The 15334-nt window shown below is 60.9% G+C and carries 13 protein-coding genes; 8 read left to right on the top strand and 5 right to left on the bottom strand.

The genetic code is table 11. From position 1 onward, the window contains the following. The first annotated feature begins 95 nt into the window (after nucleotides 1-95). A complete protein-coding gene (gene lpxC, locus HBN63_RS03565) occupies nucleotides 96-1007 on the top strand; it encodes a UDP-3-O-acyl-N-acetylglucosamine deacetylase (RefSeq protein ID WP_090249100.1) in 912 nt (303 codons plus the stop codon). 79 nt (nucleotides 1008-1086) lie between these two features. Here the strand turns inward: lpxC and HBN63_RS03560 are convergent, their stop codons facing one another. Continuing rightward, nucleotides 1087-1542 carry a DciA family protein gene (locus HBN63_RS03560; protein ID WP_170048421.1) on the bottom strand — a complete coding sequence of 152 codons (456 nt, stop codon included), beginning with the start codon at nucleotides 1540-1542 and terminating at the stop codon, nucleotides 1087-1089. 81 nt (nucleotides 1543-1623) lie between these two features. Between HBN63_RS03560 and HBN63_RS03555 the strand changes: the two genes are divergently transcribed. The 7 genes from HBN63_RS03555 (at nucleotide 1624) to HBN63_RS03525 (ending at nucleotide 10643) form a co-directional block, all read left to right on the top strand. Next, nucleotides 1624-2550, top strand: a complete 927-nt coding sequence (locus tag HBN63_RS03555; protein WP_170048420.1) for a M23 family metallopeptidase — start codon at nucleotides 1624-1626, stop codon at nucleotides 2548-2550. Between the two features lie 117 nt (nucleotides 2551-2667). Continuing rightward, nucleotides 2668-5400, top strand: coding sequence for a preprotein translocase subunit SecA (gene secA / locus HBN63_RS03550; protein WP_170048419.1), 2733 nt, complete (start codon nucleotides 2668-2670; stop codon nucleotides 5398-5400). Between the two features lie 136 nt (nucleotides 5401-5536). Beyond that, complete coding sequence (gene argJ, locus HBN63_RS03545) at nucleotides 5537-6754, top strand: bifunctional glutamate N-acetyltransferase/amino-acid acetyltransferase ArgJ (protein WP_170048418.1); 1218 nt, start codon at nucleotides 5537-5539, stop codon at nucleotides 6752-6754. Nucleotides 6755-6954: 200 nt separating this feature from the next. Further along, entirely contained in the window at nucleotides 6955-7587 is a 633-nt protein-coding gene (locus tag HBN63_RS21805) for a glutathione S-transferase family protein (RefSeq protein WP_170048417.1), read from the top strand. After that, nucleotides 7584-8525 carry a Nudix family hydrolase gene (locus HBN63_RS03535; RefSeq protein ID WP_170048416.1) on the top strand — a complete coding sequence of 314 codons (942 nt, stop codon included), beginning with the start codon at nucleotides 7584-7586 and terminating at the stop codon, nucleotides 8523-8525. The genes HBN63_RS21805 and HBN63_RS03535 overlap by 4 nt, the downstream gene beginning before the upstream one ends. A gap of 69 nt (nucleotides 8526-8594) precedes the next feature. Beyond that, complete coding sequence (locus HBN63_RS03530; protein WP_223181864.1) at nucleotides 8595-9695, top strand: HPP family protein; 1101 nt, start codon at nucleotides 8595-8597, stop codon at nucleotides 9693-9695. A gap of 54 nt (nucleotides 9696-9749) precedes the next feature. Further along, nucleotides 9750-10643 carry a pseudouridine synthase gene (locus tag HBN63_RS03525; RefSeq protein WP_170048415.1) on the top strand — a complete coding sequence of 298 codons (894 nt, stop codon included), beginning with the start codon at nucleotides 9750-9752 and terminating at the stop codon, nucleotides 10641-10643. A gap of 86 nt (nucleotides 10644-10729) precedes the next feature. On the opposite strand, the gene HBN63_RS03520 is transcribed toward HBN63_RS03525, so the two are convergent. Genes HBN63_RS03520 through HBN63_RS03505 form a run of 4 tightly spaced genes read right to left on the bottom strand, consistent with a single transcriptional unit; the run spans nucleotide 10730 to nucleotide 15268 of the window. Continuing rightward, the gene (locus HBN63_RS03520) at nucleotides 10730-11314 is read right to left on the bottom strand and encodes a cob(I)yrinic acid a,c-diamide adenosyltransferase (RefSeq protein ID WP_170048414.1); all 585 of its coding nucleotides are present in this window, start codon (nucleotides 11312-11314) and stop codon (nucleotides 10730-10732) included. Between the two features lie 2 nt (nucleotides 11315-11316). Beyond that, nucleotides 11317-13335 carry an ATP-binding protein gene (locus tag HBN63_RS03515; protein ID WP_170048413.1) on the bottom strand — a complete coding sequence of 673 codons (2019 nt, stop codon included), beginning with the start codon at nucleotides 13333-13335 and terminating at the stop codon, nucleotides 11317-11319. A 46-nt stretch (nucleotides 13336-13381) separates the two neighbouring features. Beyond that, on the bottom strand, nucleotides 13382-14290 hold the full coding sequence (locus tag HBN63_RS03510; RefSeq protein ID WP_170048412.1) for a putative 2-dehydropantoate 2-reductase: 909 nt from the start codon (nucleotides 14288-14290) through the stop codon (nucleotides 13382-13384). A 12-nt stretch (nucleotides 14291-14302) separates the two neighbouring features. Beyond that, nucleotides 14303-15268: a response regulator gene (locus HBN63_RS03505; protein ID WP_160085442.1), complete on the bottom strand. Its 966-nt coding sequence runs from the start codon at nucleotides 15266-15268 to the stop codon at nucleotides 14303-14305. Nucleotides 15269-15334: the final 66 nt, after the last annotated feature.

Below are 15334 nucleotides of genomic sequence, written 5' to 3'. Positions count from 1 at the left end.
ATTGGGGCGATTGGTGTTCAGCAAAGGCCGGTTCTGCTATTATCGCCGGCCATTGTTGAAAACAATTCGCAACTAGCGCTATAGCGGCCAAAGCCATGATCAGACAACGCACCCTGAAGAACATTATCCGCGCCACTGGCGTCGGCCTGCATTCCGGGGAAAAGGTATACCTGACCCTGAAGCCGGCTCCGGTGGACACCGGTATTGTGTTCCGTCGTACCGACTTGGACCCTGTCGTGGAAATTCCCGCGCGTGCAGGCAATGTCGGTGAAACCACCATGTCGACCACATTGGTCAATGGTGATGTCAAGGTGGATACGGTAGAGCACCTGCTTTCGGCCATGGCTGGCCTGGGCATCGATAACGCCTACGTCGAGCTCTCCGCGTCCGAAGTACCGATCATGGATGGCAGTGCGGGTCCCTTTGTATTCCTGATTCAATCTGCTGGTTTGCAAGAGCAGGACGCCCACAAGCAGTTCATTCGCATCCTTCGTGAAGTGACAGTTGAAGAGGGCGACAAGCGCGCCACCTTCGTGCCTTTCGAAGGGTTCAAGGTGACCTTCGAGATCGATTTCGATCACCCGGTGTTCCGCAATCGCACCCAGTCGGCCAGCGTGGACTTCTCCAGCACCTCGTTTGTGAAAGAAGTCAGTCGCGCTCGCACCTTCGGTTTTATGCGTGATATCGAGTTCCTGCGTTCACAGAACCTGGCGCTCGGCGGCAGCGTAGATAACGCCATCGTGGTAGATGAGTTCCGCGTGTTGAACGAAGACGGCCTGCGTTACGAGGACGAGTTCGTCAAACACAAGATTCTCGATGCGATCGGTGATCTCTACCTGCTGGGTAACAGCCTGATTGGCGAGTTCAAGGGTTTCAAATCGGGGCATGCGCTGAACAATCGCCTGCTGCGCACCCTGATCGAGCAGCCTGATGCATGGGAAGTCGTCACCTTTGATGATCCCAACACTGCGCCAATCTCATACATGCGCCCGGTTGCGGCCGTGTAACGCAATACCCTCCTTACTTTGCTTTTCGAGGCCACCTTCGGGTGGCCTCTTTTTATCTGCGAGTAATTGGGTGATGTATTTATTCGCTGGGTTTGCCGTGCTTGGCCAGGCGCTCCAGCGCGGCGCGCAGTTTGGGATCGCTGATGCCGTCGGCGGTGGCCTGAATGTTTTCCGCAGCGCTGCTGGATAGGCAAATTGTGCGACTTGGTGCATGCCTTTCAGCAGTCGGAGGTTGCACCTTGAACAGGATCTTCGTTAAGGTCGCGAATTCTTCGAGTGCCTGCAGCTGTTTCAACAAGCGTTTTTGTTGATAGCGCAGGCGCGTGGCCCAGTGGCCATCGGTGATTATCAGCAGCAGGCAGCCCTCGCGCCACGACGCTACATGGCAGTGTTCGCGAGCGGCGGGCTGTAGCTGGCTTTCCAGCAGGTGCTGTAGGCGATCAATGCGCTGCGCTTGATTGAACAGTGCCTTCAGGGGTTTCGCTTCGCGCAACAGTGCGGCGGGAGCCCGGGCTGGCAAAGGACGAAAAGTCATGGCAGGACGCCTGAAAAAGTGAAGCCGCCATGGTAGCAGAATCGCTGCTGCCGACTGACGGTTCACCACTAGGGGAACGCCTTGCACATCATTCTACTTAGTCGGCATCACGGTGCCGCACGCTCGCTCAGCCTGGATCTCCGCTGGTTACTGTTGGCATTACTGCTGGCGCTCGGCGCGTCGTTGGCCGGTGGTGTGGCCGTTGGCGCCTGGTGGGCGCCGGCGACAGTTGAGGTGCATGACGACACCCAGCTCAACTTGGCTATGGATCAGCAGCGCGCCGAGGTCGGTGAGGTGCGTCGTAATGCGCAGCGTCAGCTGGATGCTTTTGCCGTGCATGTGGCCGAATTGCAGGCGCGCTTGACTCGCCTGGATGCGCTGGGTGCACGCCTGACCGAGCTGGCAGATTTGGATGCCAGTGAATTTGATTTCTCTCTTAATGTCGGCCAGGGCGGTGCTGAAGATGCGCTGGGTGATGCCGCGTATGCGCCGCCGCCGTTTATGGATGAGCTTGATCGCCTGAGCCTACGTCTGGATAGTCGCGAGCAACTGCTTGAGGTGCTGGAGCAACTGATCGGTGAGCGTCAGTTGAGCGAGGCTGAATACCTGTCCGGCATGCCGGTGCGCCATGGCTACATGTCCTCGCCATTCGGCCGCCGCGTGCACCCGTTGACCGGGCGCAATACCCAGCATAAAGGTGTCGATTTTGCCGCCAAGCCGGGTAGTGATGTGGTTGCCGTCGCGGCTGGCGTGGTGAGCTTCTCCGGGGTCAAGTCGGGTTATGGGCATACCGTAGGCATCAGTCATGCGGATGGCTATACCACGCTTTATGCGCATAATCAGAGCAATCTGGTGCAGATCGGTGACCTGGTGCAGCGCGGGCAGACCATTGCCAAGGTCGGTCGTAGTGGTCGCGCCAGTGGTTACCACGTGCACTTTGAAGTCACCAAGAATGGCCAGGTGGTCAATCCAGCCAGCTACATAGCCCGGGTCAACGACGTCGAATAACGCCGCTTTCCTCGTTTGCGTTTCCGGGTAGAATGCCCCCTTCGCACGCAGCCCTAAAGGCTGCATGGGTCGCTGTTCAGCCGCCCTCAATCCATACGCCTGGAAGATCCTGTCGATATGTTTGCGCCTTTGTTGAAAAAACTCTTTGGAAGCAAGAACGAGCGTGAAGTCAAACGCATGCTCAAGGCGGTACAAGCCGTCAATGCCTTCGAGGAGCAGATGCTTGCCCTTTCCGATGAGCAACTGCGTGCCAAAACGGAGGAGTTCAAAGCCCGCCTGGCCAAAGGTGAGACCCTCGATCAGCTACTGGCCGAAGCCTTTGCGGTAGCCCGTGAAGCCGGCAAGCGTGTGATGGGCATGCGCCACTTCGATGTGCAGTTGATTGGTGGTATGACCCTGCACGAAGGCAAGATCGCCGAGATGCGCACTGGTGAGGGTAAGACCCTGGTGGCGACTCTGGCGGTGTACCTCAATGCACTGTCTGGCAAAGGCGTACACGTGGTTACGGTCAACGATTACCTGGCCCGCCGCGACGCCAACTGGATGCGTCCGCTTTATGAATTCCTTGGCATGAGCGTGGGTATCGTGACCCCCTTTATGCCGCCGGAAGAGAAGCGCGATGCCTACGCCGCCGATATCACCTACGGCACCAACAACGAATTCGGTTTCGATTACCTGCGCGACAACATGGCCTTCAGCCTGGAAGACAAATTCCAGCGTGAGCTGAATTTCGCCGTAATCGACGAAGTTGACTCCATTCTGATCGACGAAGCGCGCACCCCGCTGATCATCTCCGGCCAGGCCGAAGACAGCTCGCGCCTCTACACCGAGATCAACAAGCTGATCCCGCGCCTCAAGCTGCATGTTGAGGAAGAAGAGGGCGTGGTCACCCAGGAAGGCCACTACAAGGTCGACGAGAAGGCCCGCCAGGTCGAGCTGAACGAAGCTGGCCACCAGTTCGTGGAAGAAATGCTCACTGAGGTCGGCCTGCTGGCTGAAGGCGAGAGCCTGTATTCGGCGCACAACTTGGGTCTGCTGACCCACGTTTACTCGGGCCTGCGTGCGCACAAGCTGTTCAACCGCAACGTTGAATACATCGTGCAGAACAACCAGGTGCTGCTGATCGACGAACACACCGGCCGCACCATGCCCGGTCGTCGTCTGTCCGAAGGCCTGCATCAGGCGATCGAGGCCAAAGAAGGCCTGCCGATCCAAGCCGAAAGCCAGACCCTGGCCTCGACCACCTTCCAGAACTACTTCCGCCTCTACAACAAGCTGTCCGGCATGACCGGTACGGCCGATACCGAAGCGTTCGAGTTCCACCAGATCTATGGCCTTGCGGTGATCGTGATCCCGACCAACCGTGCTCTGGCGCGTAAGGACTTCAACGATCTGGTCTACCTGACTGCGGAAGAGAAGTACGCCGCCATCGTCACCGACATCAAGGAAAGCATGGCGCTGGGCCGGCCGGTGCTGGTCGGTACGGCCACCATCGAAACCTCTGAGCACATGTCCAAGCTGCTCAATCAGGAAGGTATCGAGCACAAGGTGCTCAACGCCAAGTTCCACGAGAAGGAAGCGGAAATCATTGCCCAGGCCGGTCGTCCGGGCGCGCTGACCATTGCCACCAACATGGCGGGTCGCGGTACTGACATCCTGCTGGGCGGCAACTGGGAAGTTGAAGTTGCCAACCTGGAGAACGCCACACCTGAGCAGATCGCGCAGATCAAGGCCGATTGGCAGAAGCGTCACCAGCAGGTGATCGAGTCGGGCGGTCTGCATGTGATCGCCTCCGAGCGCCATGAGTCGCGGCGTATCGACAACCAGCTGCGCGGTCGTTCCGGCCGTCAGGGTGACCCGGGTTCCAGCCGTTTCTACCTGTCGCTGGAAGACAGCTTGATGCGCATCTTCGCCTCGGATCGGGTGAAGAACTTTATGAAGGCCCTGGGCATGCAGTCCGGTGAAGCCATCGAGCACCGCATGGTCAGCAACGCCATCGAGAAGGCCCAACGTAAGGTTGAAGGACGCAACTTCGACATGCGTAAGCAACTGCTGGAATTCGACGACGTGGCCAACGAGCAGCGCAAAGTGATCTATCACATGCGCAACACGCTGCTGGCTGCCGACAACATCGGCGAGACCATCGCCGAGTTCCGTCAGGAAGTGCTGGATAACACCATCAACGAACATATCGCGCCGCAGTCGCTACCCGAGCAGTGGGATATCGCCGGCCTGGAAGAGGCGCTGTACAGCAGCTTCAACCTGCGTCTGCCGATCCAGCAGTGGCTCGACGACGACCACAAACTGTATGAAGAAACCCTGCGCTCGCGCATTCTCGAAGAACTGGTCAACGCCTACAACGAGAAAGAAAACGAAGCCAGCGCCGAAGCGCTACGTACCTTCGAGAAGCAGATTCTCCTGCGTGTGCTCGACGACCTGTGGAAAGACCACCTGTCGACTATGGATCACCTGCGTCACGGCATTCACCTGCGCGGCTACGCGCAGAAGAACCCGAAGCAAGAGTACAAGCGCGAGTCCTTCACCCTGTTCCAGGAGCTGCTGGATTCGATCAAGCGCGACACCATCCGCGTGCTCTCGCATGTACAGGTGCGCCGCGAAGACCCAGCCGAAGAAGAAGCCCGTCTGCGCCGCGAGGCCGATGCCTTAGCCGAGCGCATGCAGTTCCAGCACGCCGAGGCGTCGGCATTGCAGTCGCAGGCCAGTGATGAAGAGGGTGACCAGGCGGTTGCCGTAGCGCCGGTGCGTACCGAACCGAAGATTGGCCGTAATGAACCGTGCCCTTGTGGTTCCGGCAAGAAGTACAAGCATTGCCACGGTCAGGTCAACTGAGCCTGCCGTGTACCGAGGGTTGAGCCGACAGTGAAGTTGGCTATGCTTGAACCCGCTTGATTAACGCCGCGAACGGTCCGACCGCTCGCGGCGTTTTACCATCGCAATAAGTCCTACCACCTTAAGGAGCGTCTCTATGGCTGTTGGTCTTGGCCCGTTGTCTACCCTGCACCCGGTTCCAGGTTTCGAACTGGGCATCGCTTCGGCGGGCATCAAACGCCCAGGGCGCAAGGATGTGGTAGTGATGCGATGTGCCGAAGGCTCCAGCGTAGCGGGAGTGTTTACCCTCAATGCGTTCTGTGCCGCGCCGGTCATCCTGGCCAAGAAGCGTGTGCTCGGCAGTGTGCGCTACCTGCTGACCAACACCGGTAACGCCAACGCCGGTACCGGCGAGCCGGGTCTGCAGAATGCCATGCGCACCTGCGCTGCCTTGGCGCAGCTGACTGGCGTGGATGAGGGCGCCGTGCTGCCGTTCTCCACTGGGGTAATTGGTGAGCCGCTGCCGGTCGAGAAGATCGAGGGCGCACTGCAGGCGGCTCTCGACGATCTGTCCGAGAACCACTGGGCCGAAGCCGCCACCGGCATCATGACCACCGACACCCTGCCCAAGGGCGCCAGCCGCCAGTTTGTACACGATGGCGTCACCGTCACTGTGACCGGTATCAGCAAGGGCGCCGGGATGATCAAGCCGAATATGGCGACCATGCTGGGTTATATCGCCACCGACGCCAAGGTTGCTCAGGCCGTGCTGCAGGATCTGCTGCGCGATGCGGCGAACAAGTCGTTCAACCGCATCACCATCGACGGCGATACCTCGACCAACGACTGCTGCATGCTGATCGCCACCGGCAAGGCAGCCTTGCCGGAAATCACCCAGGCCAGCGGCGACCTGTTCGCCAAACTCAAGGAAGCGGTGTTCGGCGTGTGCATGGAGGTGGCCCAGGCCATCGTGCGCGACGGCGAAGGCGCGACCAAGTTCGTCACTGTGCAGGTCAACGGCGGTGCAACCCATCAGGAATGCCTGGACGTCGGTTACGCCGTGGCCCATTCGCCATTGATCAAGACCGCGCTGTTTGCCTCTGACCCCAACTGGGGGCGCATTCTCGCCGCCGTGGGCCGTGCGGGCGTGGCGCAACTGGATGTCAGCCTGATCGACGTATTCCTCGGCGACGTGTGCATCGCCAGCCGTGGCTGCCGCGCTGCCAGCTACACCGAAGAGCAGGGCGCTGCAGTGATGGCCAAGGAAGAGATCACTATCCGCATCGAGTTGGGCCGTGGCGGCTGCAGCGAGACCATCTGGACTACCGATCTGTCCCACGAGTATGTGAAGATCAACGCCGAATACCGCACCTGATCCCTCACTTACCTGCTGTCTGACTGCTCGCATTCCCGTTGTTTATGGCCGCCATCCCTGGCGGCCCCCCTCCGGGCCGTCACTGCGTGACGTTAAAAAGTGCTCCTGGCACTTTTTTATGCCCCCATAAACAACGGGAATTTGCTATTGCGGGAGTCGCCTTTTAAGGTCATTCGACCTTCCCGCATCGAGCGCAGCCCATGTCACTTACTCTGGTTATCGGCGACAAAACCTATTCGTCCTGGTCGCTGCGTGCGGCGCTGGCCTTGGAACTGACCGGCGTGCCCTATGCCGAGCAGCTGATTACCCTGAACCGCGCCGATACTCGCGCGCGAATTCTGCAGCACTCGCCGACCGGCAAGGTACCGTTGCTGCTCTGTGATGATGGCGCGATCTGGGACTCTCTGGCGATTGGCGAATACCTTGCCGAATGTTTTCCCGCTGCTCAGCTATGGCCACAGGCGCGGGCCGCCCGTGCGCTGGCGCGTAGTGCCTGCGCCGAGATGCACAGCGGATTTGTCGCGCTGCGCAGCCATCTGCCGATGGACCTCAAGCGCAATCAGGCGCTGGCAGAAATACCCGCCGATGCCGTGGCCGATATTCAGCGTATCTGCGCCCTGTGGGCTGAGTGCCGACAGCGCTTTGGTCAGGACGGAGGCTTCCTGTTTGGTCAGCCATGCCTGGCGGATGCCTTCTTTGCCCCGGTGGCGGCGCGTCTGCGCAGCTATCAGGTGACGCTATCGGCAGAGGCTGCCGCCTATGTCGAAACCATCTATCAGTGGCCGGCGTTTCAGCGCTGGTACCAGGCTGCTCAGGAGGAACATCTGGCGTGAAGCGTATTCATGTAGCCGCCGCGGTTATCCGCGGTGTGGATGGGCAGATTCTGCTCGCCAAGCGCCCTGATGATAAGCATCAGGGCGGCCTCTGGGAGTTTCCCGGTGGTAAGGTCGAGGCCAGCGAGACGGTGCAGGCCGCCCTAGCGCGTGAGCTGGAAGAGGAGCTGGGCATTCGCCCCAGGGCCACGCGCCCGCTAATTCAGGTGCGTCACGATTACCCAGACAAACAGGTGCTGCTGGATGTCTGGGAAGTCTCGGCTTATGCCGGTGAGCCCCATGGCGCCGAAGGCCAACCGCTGGCCTGGGTCAGCCCACGGCAGTTGGGCGACTATGAGTTTCCCGCCGCCAACCGCCCGATTGTCGCGGCCGCACGTTTACCCGAGCGTTATCTGATCACCCCGGAAGGGCTGAGCGGACCTGAGTTGCTACGCGGTATCCAGGCCGCGCTGAAAAGTGGCATCCGTCTGCTGCAACTGCGCGCTCCGGCGATGTTCGATGCGCAGTACCGCGATATTGCTGTGGATGCCCTCGGCCTCTGCGCGGGCAAAGCGCAGTTGATGCTCAAGGGGCCACTGGAATGGCTGGGGGATTTTCCAGCAGCGGGCTGGCACCTGACGGCGCAACAGTTGCGCGAATTGAGCGCTGGTGGCCGACCGTTTCCGCCGCAGCGCTGGCTGGCGGCCTCCTGCCACAATGTGCAGGAGTTGCAACTGGCCACGCAGATGGGCGTGGATTTCATCACCCTGTCGCCCGTAGAAGCCACCCAGACCCATCCCGATGCACAGCCTCTGGGCTGGGAGCAGGTTGCCGAGCTGCTGCAGGGCTTTAATCAGCCGGCCTATTTGCTCGGCGGTGTTACCCCTGCTGACGTAGAACGGGCCTGGCAGGTTGGCGCTCAGGGCGTGGCGGGGATTCGCGCGTTCTGGCCGGAGTAGCTGCCACCTGCGGACAAAGGGCGTTATAGTCGCGCCCTTAAACGGTGCGTTACAGGTGAGCGGTTGAGGGTGCAAAGCATCAAAGCGTGGTTGAAAGGCTTCTGGCCGGCGCCCATGGCGGTCAGTCTGAGTGAGCGGACGTTGAGCTGCGTGGGCGCGGTGCTGGGACTGCTGTTCAGTGGCTGGCTTTGCCATGAGGTGCTCGGCAGTGCGAGCCCTTGGCTGATAGCACCTATGGGGGCGTCGGCGGTGCTGTTGTTTGCGGTGCCGGCCAGCCCATTGGCGCAGCCTTGGTCGATTCTCGGTGGCAACCTGATCTCCGCTCTAATTGGCGTGACTTGCGCTACCTGGCTTGGCCACGACGCATGGGTGGCCGCCTTGGCTGGTGGCTTGGCGATTGCCGGAATGTTTGCCCTGCGCTGTCTGCACCCGCCGGGTGGCGCAGTAGCCTTGACCGCGGTGCTGGCAGGCCCGGAAGTGGCTCAGCTGGGTTATCACTTTGCCCTCTACCCGGTGGGGTTGAACTCGATCGGTCTGCTACTGATTGCGTTGCTGTTCAATAACGCCCTACGCCGACAGTACCCGCACCGCCCCCTTGAGCATGGCAACGTGCACAAGACTCGTGATCCGATTCCCCGTGATCGCCTGGGCTTCACTCCGGCGGATCTGGATGCAGTGCTCAAAGCGCGCGGCGAGTTGCTCGATATTTCCCGCGAAGACCTGGAAGAGATTCTGCTGCAAACCGAGGCGCGGGCTTATCAGCGCCGTTTTGGCGAAGTGCGTTGCGGCGACATCATGTCCCGTGATGTGCAGACGCTGGTGGAGCACAGCAGCCTTGCCGAAGCGCGTTTGAGCCTGCATGAGCATCGGCTAAGCGCTATGCCGGTGCTTAACCCACAAGGCGAATTGCAGGGCATGCTGAGCCTACACGACCTGTTGCTGGCCGACGTCGATACGCAAACCGTCAGCCAATGTATGCAGCGCCAGGCGCCGACCTGCCGCGCCGACTGGCCGGTGACCTACCTGCTGCAGATGCTTACCGATACCGACGTGCATCGGCTGCCCGTTGTGGATGAGCACCATCGCTTGCTGGGTATCGTCAGCCAGTCCGACCTGCTGGCAGCGCTGTTCCGTATGTCACTGCAGTGTCCCGCACCGGGCGCGGGTTAAACCTGGGCCTGGGTTATCCTGTGTGCTTCCGCTGTCTGGCTGTTGAGTGTGTTCATGCCTATTGAAGCCCGTTCCCCCTCGAATATGCGCCCCAGCACCTTGCATCTGCCGCGTGGTAGCTGGGCGACGGTGTTCGAGTGCCTGTGCGCGCATTTCCCGGCGATTGCGCCAGCGGTGTGGCAGGAGCGGATCGCCCGTGGTCGGGTGCTGGACGCTCAAGGCCAACCGCTTGGCATGGCTGCGGCGTATCGCGAAGGGCTTAAGGTGCACTACTTTCGCGAAGTGCCGGCGGAGACGCCGATTCCCTTCGATGAAACTCTGCTGTATGTCGATGAGCATTTGCTGGTGGCCGACAAGCCACATTTTTTACCGGTAATGCCGGCTGGCGAATACGTCGAGCAGACGCTGCAGGCACGCCTGGCCAAGCGCCTGGGCAATGCCGACCTGGTGCCGCTGCACCGCATCGATCGGCACACCGCCGGCCTGGTGCTGTTTTCCACCAATCGCCAGAGCCGTGCCCAGTACCAGGCGCTGTTTCGCCTGCGGCAGATGGACAAGTGCTACGAGGCGCTGGCGACGGCTTTACCGCAGCTCGACTTTCCGCTGTTGCGGGCAACGCGGTTGGAGGGCGCTGAGCCGTTTTTCCGCATGAAGGAAGTGGCCGGGGAGGCCAATACGGAAACCCGCATCGAGGTTGCCCAGCGTCTGGACGAGCACTGGCTATACCGGTTGTATCCGGTCACGGGCAAGAAACATCAGCTGCGTGTGCATTTGGCCGCGCTGGGCGCGCCGATCCTCAATGATCCGTTCTATCCCGAGGTCAGCGATGCGCCCGATGCGCCGGATGACTACAGCAAACCGCTCAAGTTGCTGGCCAGGGGGCTGAGCTTTATCGACCCTCTGACCGGCGAACGGCGCACCTTCGAAAGCCAGCTCAGTTTGCTCTGAAGGCGTAGGGTGGATGGTGCGTTACCCATCCACCAACCGGTAAAGGTGGATGAAAACAAGGTCATCCTCCCTACCCGGCGATACGCTTAGCTTTGTGGTTCTTTGGGCGCTGCCTGCCAGAGCACTTCAGCAATCCCTTGGCGTTTGGCGATCAGCCGCGCCGCGACAAACAGCAGGTCAGACAGTCGATTGACGTAGGCCAGACCGACGCTGCGAATCGGCTCCACCGCATTCAGGTGTTGGCAGCGCCGCTCGGCGCCTCGGGCCAGGCTGCGGCAAACGTGCGCTTGGGCGATCAGGCGCGAGCCGCCGGGCAGGATGAAATTCTCCAGCGGGCCGACTTCTTCGTTCCAGCGGTCGATAGCGGCTTCCAGGCGCTCGATTTCCGGCGTCTGCAGGGCTTGATAGTCGGGCATCGCCAGTTCCCCGCCAAGGTCGAACAGGCGGTGTTGGCAGGGCGCGAGCACCTCAATGATTTCATTCAATCCGGGGCACTGGGCGGTGTGCTCGGCAAGGTCAGCCAGCAGCAGACCGATGTGGCTGTTCAGCGTGTCGACCTCGCCCATGGCATCCACCCGAGGGTGGTCCTTGGTCACGCGGCGGCCATCGGCCAGGCCGGTTTCGCCGGCATCGCCGGTGCGGGTGTAGATTTTCGAGAGGCGGTAGCCCATGTTCAGAGACCTGTGTCTGGGGTGGCGGTGGTCATAGGCAGGCGCAGGGTGAAGCAGGTGCCCTGGCCGGCTTTGGACTGCACTTCCATCTGCCCTTTGTGGTTGTTGGTGATGATGAAGTAGGACACTGACAGACCAAGCCCCGTGCCCTGGCCGACTTCCTTGGTGGTGAAGAACGGCTCGAAGATGCGCTTGCGCACCGACTCAGGCATGCCTACACCATTGTCCTCCACCTGGATTTCTGCCCAAGGCGGCGCCAGACGGACGCGCAGGATGATCTGCCCAGGCGTCGAGTTATCGTCGCGCTGGTGAATGGCCTGGGCGGCGTTTTTCAGCAAATTGAGCAAGACCTGCTCCAGTTCATTGGCGGTGGCCGGCACGGCGGGCAGGTCAGCGGCAAACTCGCGCTGGATGGTCAGGCTCTTGAAGTCGAAACTCTCGGTCAGGTCGAAGTCATTGCTGGCGATCTCGACTGCCTGATCAACCAGCGCCGGCAATTGGCATGGCGCCAGCTGGCGGTCGCTGCGGCGGCTGAAGTTGAGCATGTGGCTGACGATCTTCGCGGCACGGCTGCCGGCTTGTTGAATACCGTCGAGCAGGCGCGGAATCTCCCGGGCATTCAGGTAACGGTCGATGGCCTCCAGGCTGATGCCGGCCTGATCGGCCTGTTCACGGTTCTTTTCCAGCTCCGGTGACAGACGCCGGCGGATGTTCTGCACGTTATGCAGAATGGCGCCCAGCGGGTTGTTGATCTCGTGCGCCATACCTGCGGCCAGGCCGCCGACGGAGAGCATCTTCTCTGACTGCACCATCATTTCTTCCAGGTTGAGGCGCTGGGTGATGTCGTCGATGCGGATCACCACCCCTCGGCCGCTGCCGCCCGTCAACGGGTAGAAGGTCAGGGCGAAGTGACGTGGTTGCTCGCTGTTACCCCAGGTGACCCGCTCGATCTTTTCCACCTGATGCTGTTCCACAGTGCGCCGCAACTGCACCAGGAAAGGCTTGAGCGGAGGGAAGGCAAGGAAAATCGGCTGGTTCAGGGCTTCGTCCAGGCGGGTGCCGGAAAGGCTGCTGGCCTCCTGGTTCCATTGTGTGACGTAGAACTGTTCGTCGAGGGCAATGAGCGCCGAGGGCATGGAATCGATGATGCTGTTGAGGTACTTCTGAAAGCCGGTGAGTTTCTTCTCGATCTTGCTGCGCACCTGCACTTCCAGCTCCAGTTTACGGTTGGAGTGGCGGGTTTCTTCGGCCAGGTGCTGGGCTTGGTCGAACGCTTCCTGGGCGTCATCACGGGCACGTTTGAGTTGCTGCTCACGCGCCTCGATGCGCACCAGCATGGTGTTGAATGCGTCGGCCAGGTTGCCGATTTCATCGCGATTACCCCGGCGTGCGCGCAGGGCATAGTTCTCTTCACGGGTGACCTGGCGTGAGAGTTCTTCCAAGCGGCGAATAGGGCGGGTGATCAAGCGGCGCACCTGGCGTGACACGATCAGCCAGAGCAGCACGCTAAAGGCCAGAATAACCAGGCTGGCGGTCAGGGTGCCGGTGTAGAACACCCCTGGCAGCTCACTGGATGCCACCAGCAAGAGATGGCCAGGGTTGCCTGTGGCCTGCGGTAGCTCGACGAGCTGGCTGATGCGGAATTCGCTGTGGCGCCATGATTCCACCTCTTCGACGCGCGGCGGCAGTTGCAGCTTGGTGCCGCGCTGCAGCTGTGCCAGGTTCAGGCCCTCGGCGTCATAGATCACGGCCGCGCGCAGCGGCGCATAGTCATCCAGGCGGCGGAGTAGCGCTTCGGCCGCTGCAGGGGTGCTTAATGCCTCCTTGCTCAATGGCGGGCTGGCAATCAGCCGTCCAAGGGTGTGCAGGGCCTGAGGGGCCACACTTTCCTGAGAAATCCAATAGGCGGCGCTGATGAACGCCAGGTTGGCCACCAGCAGCACTGCCGCGAGCAACGCCAGCAAGGCGACCAGCAGTTTGCGACCGACCGGTAGGTTTTCGAGGCGCTGACGCAGGGGCATGGTGGGCTATCACGGCGACGGAAGTGCGGGCAGGTTAACGCGGGCCTTAGTGGCTGGGCAATCCGCGTGCAGCAAGGTGTTCCAGCAGCTGGCTGTGCAGCGCCTGCAGATGCGGCAGTACCAGTTGGTGGCGCTGTGCGGCGTCACAGGCATAGCCCAGCAGGTAGGCGATTTCCGTACGACGGCCCTGGCGGACATCCTGGTGCATGGACGAATAGTTGGCGGCAGTGGCCTGAATCACACGTTGCACGTCGTCATGCAAGTTCTCGGCAGCGGCGCTGTGGCCGCAGGTGTGCAGCAACTCGCTCAGTTCGCTGCACAGGCACGCCACTTGCGCCGGGTGTGCCTGTAGCTCGCCATTGCGGCAGTCATGCAGCACGGTCAGTGGATTGATGGCGCAGTTCAGCGCCAGCTTGCGCCACAGCCGGCTGAGAATATCCAGGCTCCAGTCGTGAATAATGCCGGCGTGCTGCAAGTCTGCCAGCCAACTGGGCGGCTGCAGATTCTGTGGGTCACCGAGCCAAGTGTGGCCGTGGCCAGCAAACACCACCTGGAAATCGGCCTGACGAAACGCGCCTTCGGTACTGGAGGCAAAGATGCAACGTGCCTGGGGCGCCGCGCGGGCGACTTCGTCCTGGCTGCCCAGACCATTTTGCAGCAGGAGGATTTCGGCACCCGGCGCCAGGCGTGACGCCAGTTGGCTTACCGCGTTAGCCGCGTCATAAGCCTTACAGGCGAGCAGTAGGCGCTGGATCGGCTGGCGATGATCGGGTGTTTGCGCAGGAACGGGATAATGCTGTGGCTGGCCATGCTCAATCAGCGTCAGCCCGCCGGCCTGTTGATAGCTATGCAGGCGCGCCGAGTCACGCAGGATCAGCTCTACTGGCAGGCCGGCTCGCGCCAGACGTGTCGCCCATAGGGTGCCGAGGCTCCCCGCACCGAGGATATGCCACATGCTGAACGTGGCTTATTGCGGTAACGACAAGCGCAGGGCAGTGACCAGCCCGGTGCTGTGTGATTCGGGCAGGATTCTGGTCGCGTTATCGATGATCTGTTCTGGGGTGATGGGGAGGCCTTTGGCATCCAGGCCCACCAGGCTGATACCCGCTTTGAGGCTGATAAATCCTTCGCTGGTCTTGAAGGCTTTGAGGTTGATGCCTTCATGCAGGCGCTTGAAGCTGCTGGGCGAGCATTCGTGCAGGTCGGTCAGCAAAGTAATCAGGCCGAAGTGGCTTTCATCCAAGCGCACCAGAACATCCAATGGCCGTACCAGCTGCTGCAGGCGGCGCGCCACGCCGGTGAGCAGTTCGTTGTAGAAGGTGTCGCCATAGCGCTGGTGCAGCTCGTGCATGTCTTGCAGACCAATCAGCAGGTAACACAGCGCACCGCCACGCGATTCCACCTGGCGCAGGCTGTCGAGCATCTTCTGGTGCAGGTAGCGGCTATTGCCCAGCCCGGTAAGCGGGTCGATAAGGTTGCGTTGTTCCAGGCTGGCAATGTTTTCGGTCAGTAAGCGGTTTTCCTGCAACAGACGTTGTAGGGTGTTGCACAGGCGATCGGCCGCATAGACGCGTGGCACCAGTTGCTCGTTCATCGCGGCCTTACTGATGAAGTCATCGACACCGCTGTCGAAGGCTTCGCCCAATACGTTTTCGCCTTCCTTGCCGGTGAGCAGGATGACGTAGGTGTAGTGATGGGCCATTTCATCAAACTGGCGGACCTGCACTGTCAGCTCTAAGCCATTCATCTCGGGCATCAACCAATCGGCGAGCAAGACGCTGGCGGGGCGCTGTTCGAGCAAGCGAATCGCTTCGGCGGCACTGTTGGCAAAACGAAGGTCCTGATAACCCGCCTGGCTAAGCGCGCGCCCAATCATGGCGCTGGAGAACTTGGCGTCATCGACGACCAAAATGCTCAGGTGGGGGTTCGGCATGGGCAGGCTCGCTAGGGGGAAATCGCGTGGGCCCGATACTTCGCCGGGCAGTGTGTGTTGCTACCG

The organism is Pseudomonas sp. WS 5011 (genome assembly GCF_012985775.1).
Taxonomy (GTDB): domain Bacteria; phylum Pseudomonadota; class Gammaproteobacteria; order Pseudomonadales; family Pseudomonadaceae; genus Aquipseudomonas; species Aquipseudomonas peli.
The sequence above is the reverse complement of the archived record's forward strand: the minus strand, read 5'-3'. Positions and strand labels throughout refer to the sequence as shown.